This window comes from Methylomagnum sp., from assembly GCF_054333355.1.
On record NZ_JBTEKS010000200.1, the window covers coordinates 1 to 8,064 of the forward strand.

The window sequence follows — 8,064 nt, forward strand, 5'->3', positions numbered from 1 at the left end:
GTAAGCCGGGCGAAAAACGCATCCTACGCCTGGAGTTGATGCTCATCGCCGACGTGGGCCTGCTCGGGATGCCCAACGCGGGCAAGTCCAGCCTGATCCGCGCCGTGTCATCGGCCCGCCCCAAGGTCGCCGATTATCCCTTCACCACCCTGCATCCCAATTTGGGCGTGGTGCGGGTGGACGAGCAGCGCAGCTTCGTCATGGCCGATATTCCCGGCTTGATTGAGGGCGCGGCGGAAGGCGCGGGGCTTGGCATTCAGTTCCTCAAGCATTTGTCCCGCACCAGCCTGTTGCTGCACTTGGTCGATGTCGGCCCTTACGAGACCGACGAGAACCCGGTGACATCGGCCCGCAAGATCATCGGCGAGTTGGAGAAATGGGGCGACGGCATCGACGAGAAGCCCCGCTGGCTCATCCTGAACAAGATCGACATCGTTCCCGAGGAAGAGCTTGAAAGCCACTGCGGTGCCATCGTCGAGGCTCTGAACTGGACCGGGCCGGTGTTTCACATTTCCGCCCTGGCCGGCGAGGGACTCAAGAAGCTCACCTACGCCATCATGGATTTCTTGGAAGCACAGAAGGCCGAGTCACATGCAGAGCAGGACTGATTTCGCCGCCGCCCGCCGCATCGTCGTCAAAATCGGTAGCGCCCTGTTGACCGGCGGCGGTCAGGGCTTGGACACCGCCGCCATCGCGGGCTGGGTGGGCCAGATCGCCGCCATCCGCCAACAAGGCACCGAAATATTGCTGGTCTCGTCCGGTTCGGTGGCCGAGGGCATGTGTCGGCTGGGTTGGAAAATCCGGCCCCATGCCTTGCACGAATTGCAGGCCGCCGCCTCGGTGGGCCAGATGGGGCTAGTGCAGACCTACGAATCCATGTTCCAGAAGCACGGCCTGCACACCGCGCAAATCCTCCTGACCCATGACGATCTCGCCAACCGGGAGCGCTACCTGAACGCCCGTGGCACCTTGCTGACCTTGCTGGAACTGGGCGTGGTGCCGGTCATCAACGAGAACGACACGGTCGCCACCGACGAAATCCGCTTCGGTGATAACGATACCCTGGCCGCGCTGGTGGCGAACCTGCTGGATGCCGACCTGCTCATCATCCTCACCGACCAGAAAGGGCTGTACGAGCGCGACCCGACCCTGGACCCCGGTGCCAAGCTGGTCAGTCAGGCCAGCATCAATGACCCGTCTTTAAGCGAAATGGTCGGCGAAAGCCGCAGCGGACTCGGGCGGGGCGGCATGGTGACGAAGCTTAAGGCCGGGCGCATCGCCTCCCGTTCGGGGGCTGCCACGGTGATCGTGGGTGGTCGGGAAACCGACGTGGTGCCGCGTGTGGTCCAAGGCGAGGATATTGGCACGTTTCTGGTGCCCGACGTTTCCCCGCTGTTGGCCCGGAAACGCTGGCTGGCCGGGCAACTCAAGCCCAAGGGCAAGCTGACGCTGGACGATGGCGCGGTGAAAGTGTTGAAGGAGTCCGGCAAAAGCCTGCTGCCCATCGGCGTGACGGCGGTCGAGGGCGAATTCCGGCGGGGCGACTTGGTGGCCTGCGTGGACGGCGAGGGAAGCGAAGTGGCGCGGGGCTTGGTGAATTACGGCGCGGAGGAAACCCGGCAAATCCTGCGTCAGCCGAGTTCACACATCGAGAAGATTCTGGGCTATGTGGACGAGCCGGAACTCATCCATCGCGATAATCTAGTCTTGGCTTGAAGCTTGGGAGGCAGGCCACCGGCCCGCCTCAGCCAAAGGCGGGCATTCAGGCGGCAGCGTTGGTCTTCAGGAACAGCGCCTTGACGCGGGCGTTGAGGCGGCTCTTGCTGCGCGCGGCCTTGTTCTTGTGGATCAGACCCTTGTTGACGGAAGAGTCGATGATCGGCACCGCCGCACGGAAAGCGGCCTGGGCCTCTTCCAGATTGCCGGCTTCCACCGCCAGGATGACCTTCTTCATGAAGGTGCGGAGGCGGCTGCGCAGGGAAGCGTTATGGAGGCGGTGTTTTTCGGATTGAATGGCGCGTTTTTTCGCGGAAGCAATGTTAGCCAAAGGGGTGGACCTCAATTCCTGGTGGGTTTTACAGAATTGCGTATTTTCTTCGCAATGGCGACGGGCGTCAACCTAAGTTAAGCATTCAGAATCACGCACAAGGCCGCTTAGTTTTATTCCTCATCCCCGCCGATACCAAAACCAACCCATGCCGTCCCCTTATAATCTTTCACTGGTTCGGCATTTTTCCAGCCTATCCCAGTACGTCGCCACTTTATGGTCCGATACGTCCTCATCGTCGTCTGCTGTTTGCTGAGCGGTTTCGCCGCCCTGCCCGCCTCAGCCGCCACGCCATTCATCGGGTTCGAGAGCGGCCCGGTGCGGCCCTTGGCCTTGTCGCCCGATGGCAGCCGCTTATTCGCCGCGAACACGCCCGACAACCGGCTGGAAATCTTCGCCATCACCGCCGAAGGCTTGACCCATCAGGCATCGGTGCCCGTCGGCGACATGCCCCACGCCCTGGCGGTCAGCCCGGATCGTGGCACCGTCTACGCCGCTGTGTTTTTTTCCGGCAACCAGACCACCACCGTCAGCCCGGGCGCGGTGTGCCCCGGCTTCGGAAACGAACCCTGTGTCATCAGCAGCGTCGAGTATTGGGGCGGCGGATTGCCTTGGACCGGGATTTGGACGGGGTGTTGGATGGAGGCGAATCTCCATAGATTGTAGGTCGGCAGTGGTGGGAGTGGGCTTTCAGCCCACGATCCGGCTTGGTTGTCGCGGGCTGAAGCCCGCTCCCACAGACGCCTCGGCTCATATGCCTCAAAAACTCATCGACGCCGTCACCCGCACCTGCCTCGGCATGACCGGATGCAGCATCACGCCCTCCACGGCGGCGGCGCTCTGGGGATAGCGCGACTCGTAGAAATAGGCGATGTCGTTGGCCCTGGAATCGAACAGGTTGAAGCCGTCCACCTCCAGCTTGAACTTCTTGTACTCATATCCCGCGCCCAGGTTGACCAAAGTGGTGTCGCCCATGGTGGCGGTATTGGACTCGTTCAACGGGACGTGGCCGAAGTGCCGCACCCGCGCCGTGGCAAAGAAGTCATAGGGCAGCTTCACCAGCGCCCCCGCGCCGATGACCCGGCCCACCGAGTTGGGGATGTCGTTCTGGTTGCCCGGCACGCCCAGGTATTTCGCCGAGGTGAAGGCGAAGTCGGCATCCAAGGTTAGCCAGTCGGTGGGCTTGTAATAGTTGGTCCACTCCACGCCGTAGCGCTCGCTCTGTCCCGTCGGCTCGGTGGTGCCCGCGTCGCCCACGAACACCAGTTCCGAGTCGGAGTGCAGGTACCAGACCGCCAAGGTGCTGACTAGCCCATCGATGTATTGGGTGCGGATGCCGCCCTCGGCGCCGCGCTGCTTGGATAATCCCCGCACCGGCGACAGGGATTGGCTGAGGTCGAGCGGATTGACCCGCGCCGTCACGCCCCGTGCGTCGTTGGAATGGAAGCCATAACCAAAATTGAGGAATAGCTCGGTGTCCGCCCATGGCCCGAAAATCAAGCCCAGTTTGGGGCTGACCAGGGTGGCGCTGTTGTCGCCGGAGTTCTGGGCATACAGGTGGCTGCGCACATCGAACCAGAAGGTGTCGCTGCGCAGGGCCGCGATGGTGCGGAGCTTGGGCAGCCAATGGGTCTGGTTGCGGACGTATATCCCGAAGCTGGTTTCGTCCACATCGTCCAGGCTGACCGAGCGCAGGAAATTGCGATTCCGCGTGTGGCTGAGTCCCAGGTTGGAAATGCCATCGTGGCGAAGCTGGAAGCCCACCGAGTTATCCATCTCGAAGCCGAACAGATTATGGAACCAGGTCTGCTCGCCGTTGCCGCCCACCATCACCCGGCGCTCCTGCTGCTTGATCTGATCGCCATTCACCGGGTCATCGAGGAAGCCGGTGAAGTTGGAATAGAGGTTCAGATCGTAATACAGGGCGTAGATGTTCAGCTCGTTCTTGTAGTCGTCGCCCCGGCTCCACAGGTTGCCGGACAGGCTGTAGCGGTTGGTCTTGCCGCCGTCGCTGGGGTCCATGGTGCCGTACAGGCCCAGTTGCCCGGACTGGATGGCCGACAGGGGAATCTGGTTGGTGGCGGTCCAGGTTGAACTGTACGCCTTGCCGTTGACGGCGTAGCCCCAGTCCTCGTGGTCCACGGTGTAGCGGACCATGCCGTTGTATTTGTAGGAATTCTCCGGCGTGGCCCACGGCCCGTTGAAATAGTTCACCTCGCCCCCGTACAACAAATCCCCCTCGCCCAATTTGACGGAATGGCCCGCCACGCCCCGGTAATAGTCGTATTCGCCCCCGGTGAACTTGGCGAAACCCCCATCCAGCCGGTGCAGAGTGTGGAACTTGGCGTAACCCGCCGACGAGAAATCGCCCTGGTCGGCGTAATACGGACCCTTGCCGTATTCCACCTTATCGACGAATTCGGGAATGATGCTGTTGAGGTCCAGATAACCCTGGCCGTGGGCGTGGCTGCGCAGGTTCATGGGCACGCCGTCGAAGCTGGCGTTGAAGTCCGTGCCGTGGTCCAGGTTGAAGCCGCGCAGGAAGAACTGGTTGGCCTTGCCGGAGCCGCTGTGCTGGGTCGCCACCGCGCCGGGCACCACCTCCACCAATTCGCCGACACGGGACAAAGGCCGGTATTTGAACTGCGGCTGGCCCACCTCGCCTTGGGAGGCGGAGTCGGCGATGCCGATCAGGTCCGCGCCCCGGCCCTGCACCTCGACGGTGTCCAGCGTCACGGGCGCGTCGGTCATTTCGTCCACGGGCTGGGGATGGGCAAAGGCCGGGCCACTCAGCGCAAACAAGGCGATGCCCGCCAGCCGTCGGAGGGCGGATTCATGGCCGGGGACAGACCTGAGACGGACGCGGGGGGCGAGCGCGATTGGATTTGTTCTTTTCATCGGCGGGGGAATCGGTTGAGTTAGAGCTGTTTCAAATCGAGCATAGGGTGGTGGGAGTGGGCTTTAGCCCACGATCCGCGTGGCTGCCGCGGGCTAAAGCCCACTCCCACAGACCCTGCGACCCGTACACCTGAATTGAAAATGCTCCAAGCATAAGGGAGCGCAAAAAAACCGGACAGGATCGCTCCGGCCCGGCAATGGAACAGACGGAAAATTATGGCTGTTGCGGCGTGGACGGCGGCGGGGAACTGTCCTTTTTCATCCAGTCGGGCCGACCCTGGGGAGGCGTGTTGCCCAGCGGGCCTTCGCTGCCACATCCTATCAAAAACACCAAATACCCTACCAAGCTCAAGGCGGTTAATTGTTTAATTACCAACATGGTGACATCTCTGAAAATAGTTTGTGCCTCGGCGGACTCTTCGCCTTGGCGACAGAAAACTTAATGGCGCTTCGACTCCAAAAATACGGTTTTATGCCTTTTTAAATAGTATTAATTCGACTAGGCATAGCCAAGCCTGCCCTTGGTTATCTGGGCAAGTCAAAAGCCTTTAATACCCTCCCCCCAAAAGGGGGAGGGTTAAAGCGAGGCGACAGACAGCCTATAACCAGCCATTCCAAGCGCCTTATAACCGCGCCAGCTCCACCCCGTTATTCACGGCGGATAAAAGCGTAACGCACAAAACCGTTGCCCGATTTAGAATTTACCTTCCTTCTTATAGTAGGCAAATTCCTCGTCCATCTTAGCTTTGCAATGCTCGAATTCGGCAACCGACTCGGCCACATTGCCAGCTTCGAGCAAGGGAATCGCTTTCTTCATGGTGCTGGAGCCGATTTCCATCGGCATGGTGCTGATTTCCTTGTAGGACGCCAAGGCCAGCTTGCGTCCAATCTTCGCCTGCTCCAGCGCCGCCGCTGTGTCGCTTTTCTGCGCGGCCTCCAGGCCCTTGGTGCAAGCGGCTTGAACTTCCAACAGGTTCACCGGCGGGTTCGCGTAGCGTCCGCCCGCCGACGCCGAGCCAGCGATCAGGGTGAGGGAAAGCGCGCCGAGGATACGGGTCATCGAATGGCCTCTCATGCAAGACTCCTTATATATATTTGGGTTATGTCGAAACTAAAAATCCCGCCGCCGCTGACCCCATTCATACAAAGGAGCAGCCGCCACGGGGGCGCGAATTCAAAGGGGGATAACTTGTTTCAAACTGCGCCGCCGCTTAGTCCAGCAAAACCTGTGCCGCTCTTTTTATAAGCCGCTTAAGCATCATTTTGGCGGGGCCATCTAATGAAACCGCCCGCCTCACTACTTCGCCACATGGGGCTAAGCCATTGAATGATTGGGGTTATGCGGGATTTCAAGAGACATGCCTCATGCTTTTGCCGTACAGAATAAATCAGGCTAAATACCACTTTTTATTTCACCTTCCGCAACCAATTCATACCCGGCCAAAACCGCCCCCACCGAAAAAAGTGTGGCATTTGATGTATGGCGCTAATGATAAATAGCGCAAACATTACCTTTGGTAAAAACGCCGCGATTACCCCATTGAAAATGGTTATTTAATAAGCTGACATTACGTTATTTGACGCGACATATTAGGTTATTTCCCCCGTCCCCTCCCCCATGAAAAATATTCACCCATTTGTTTTTAAAGGACTTTCTGTCCTGGCACGATGCTTGACCCTGCATATCGCCTAACCCCGTCCGTGTCGACGCCAACCGATAGCCAACCCCATTAGTCCGCCATGCTTCGTCCCACCCTAAACGCTCCGTGTTTTCCCGCCGTCTGGCTGGCGGGTGGGCTGGCGTGGGCGTTCTCGCTGGCGGCGCAGGCACAGCCCGCCACGGCGCCGACTCATCCGGCCATTGAGGGCTTGACCGACGTGAAAAGCCTCGATGTCACGGCGGAATCCGGCACGCTCCACGCCCTGCTGGTGGGTGATTTCACTCAGCGCCAACGGGTCGCGGTGGCCTATGTGTATTCCACCGATGGCGGGCGCAGTTGGAGCCGCCCCGCCTTCGTGGCCCCCGAGGACGCGCCGCCCGCCATTTCCCGCCGGGGCAACGATGCCCGGCTGGCGGTGCGGGGCCGGACCATCGTGGCGGCATGGCAGGCGAAGTCCGGGCTGCCCGGCACCGGACCCATCGCCATCGCCGTCTCCGCCGACGGCGGCAAGACTTGGCGACCGGGCGCCAATCCCGCCGTGGGGGATTCGACGCACAACCAAAGCCAGATCGCCGTCGCGCTGGATCATGCCGGGCATGTCCACTTGGCTTGGCTGGACGACCGCGAGGAAAATGGCAACACCCAGGGACTCCGCCACGCGAAGTCCACCAACGGCGGTCGCCACTGGCAGCCGGAAACCACCGTGGACGCCACCACCTGCACTTGCTGCTGGACCCGGCTCACCAGCCTGCCCGACCACAGCCTCCTGCTGCTGTACCGGGACGACGCCCCGCACGACATGCGGCTGGCGGGCCTCGGGCACGGTCAGGACCAGTGGCGGGATAGGGGGGCGGTGGGCCAGTTTGGCTGGGACTTTATGGGCTGTCCCCATTGCGGCGGCGGCCTGGCCGTCACCGGCGCCGGGCGCGGGGCGGTGCTGCACAGCGCGGTCTGGACCGGCCAGGACCAGGTCGCCGGCCTTTATTACCTGCGATCCACGGACAGCGGCGCGCATTGGTCCGATCCCATGAAAGTCGCGGGCGACCAGGCCCGCGAAAGCGACATCGCCGCCCAACCGGACGGCGCCGTGGGCTTGGCCTTCATCCCTGGCCGCACCGCCGAAGCCGCCGTGCATTTCCAGGTGTCGCGGGATGCGGGCCGGCATTGGTCCACGCCCACGCCGCTGGCCGCGCCGGGGACCAGGGTCGATCACCCCCGCGTGGCGGCGACCTCCCAGGGCTTCCGGGTGTTCTGGACCGAGGCCCGCCAAGGCGGCGGCAAGACCTGGGCGATGGCCGCGCCTTCCATTTGATTCGTAATTACGACGAGAGCATGAGAGCAAAAAGCCGGTTTTCTTCTCGTTCCCACGCGCCGCACGGGAACACATTTATTGGAGCGCCCGTCACGAGCGCGGCCAGCCGCCGTTGGTTGAGTTCAGCCAGCCGCCGTTCGCTGAGC

Annotated in this window: 7 protein-coding genes; 4 read left to right on the forward strand and 3 right to left on the reverse strand. The window is 61.5% G+C overall.

Annotated features, from left to right (window positions below):
* Both ACXWUF_RS14495 and proB read left to right on the forward strand, forming a co-directional pair.
* Positions 1-608: GTPase (locus tag ACXWUF_RS14495; protein WP_458495359.1), on the forward strand; the 608-nt coding region annotated here is incomplete at its 5' end.
* Entirely contained in the window at positions 592-1,716 is a 1,125-nt protein-coding gene (gene proB, locus ACXWUF_RS14500) for a glutamate 5-kinase (protein ID WP_458495360.1), read from the forward strand. The genes ACXWUF_RS14495 and proB, both read left to right, overlap by 17 nt.
* Before the next feature lie 46 nt (positions 1,717-1,762).
* Here the strand turns inward: proB and rpsT are convergent, their stop codons facing one another.
* Positions 1,763-2,047 carry a 30S ribosomal protein S20 gene (rpsT, locus tag ACXWUF_RS14505; RefSeq protein WP_458495361.1) on the reverse strand — a complete coding sequence of 95 codons (285 nt, stop codon included), beginning with the start codon at positions 2,045-2,047 and terminating at the stop codon, positions 1,763-1,765.
* A 216-nt stretch (positions 2,048-2,263) separates the two neighbouring features.
* Between rpsT and ACXWUF_RS14510 the strand changes: the two genes are divergently transcribed.
* On the forward strand, positions 2,264-2,713 hold the full coding sequence (locus ACXWUF_RS14510; protein WP_458495362.1) for a YncE family protein: 450 nt from the start codon (positions 2,264-2,266) through the stop codon (positions 2,711-2,713).
* Positions 2,714-2,806: 93 nt separating this feature from the next.
* Here ACXWUF_RS14510 and ACXWUF_RS14515 read toward each other — a convergent pair whose 3' ends face one another.
* Together ACXWUF_RS14515 and ACXWUF_RS14520 are read right to left on the reverse strand one after the other, a co-directional pair.
* Complete coding sequence (locus ACXWUF_RS14515; protein ID WP_458495363.1) at positions 2,807-4,945, reverse strand: TonB-dependent receptor; 2,139 nt, start codon at positions 4,943-4,945, stop codon at positions 2,807-2,809.
* A 694-nt stretch (positions 4,946-5,639) separates the two neighbouring features.
* Positions 5,640-6,020 carry a hypothetical protein gene (locus ACXWUF_RS14520; RefSeq protein ID WP_458495364.1) on the reverse strand — a complete coding sequence of 127 codons (381 nt, stop codon included), beginning with the start codon at positions 6,018-6,020 and terminating at the stop codon, positions 5,640-5,642.
* 665 nt (positions 6,021-6,685) lie between these two features.
* Between ACXWUF_RS14520 and ACXWUF_RS14525 the strand changes: the two genes are divergently transcribed.
* Positions 6,686-7,918 (forward strand): exo-alpha-sialidase, encoded by a 1,233-nt coding sequence (locus ACXWUF_RS14525; RefSeq protein ID WP_458495365.1) that lies wholly within the window; start codon positions 6,686-6,688, stop codon positions 7,916-7,918.
* Positions 7,919-8,064: the final 146 nt, after the last annotated feature.

Coding starts and splice junctions, on each gene's coding strand:
- proB (WP_458495360.1), top strand. CDS start 592: ATGCAGAGCAGGACTGATTTCGCCGCCGCCCGCCGCATCGTCGTCAAA.
- ACXWUF_RS14525 (WP_458495365.1), top strand. CDS start 6,686: ATGCTTCGTCCCACCCTAAACGCTCCGTGTTTTCCCGCCGTCTGGCTG.
- ACXWUF_RS14510 (WP_458495362.1), top strand. CDS start 2,264: ATGGTCCGATACGTCCTCATCGTCGTCTGCTGTTTGCTGAGCGGTTTC.
- ACXWUF_RS14515 (WP_458495363.1), bottom strand. CDS start 4,945: ATGAAAAGAACAAATCCAATCGCGCTCGCCCCCCGCGTCCGTCTCAGG.
- ACXWUF_RS14520 (WP_458495364.1), bottom strand. CDS start 6,020: ATGAGAGGCCATTCGATGACCCGTATCCTCGGCGCGCTTTCCCTCACC.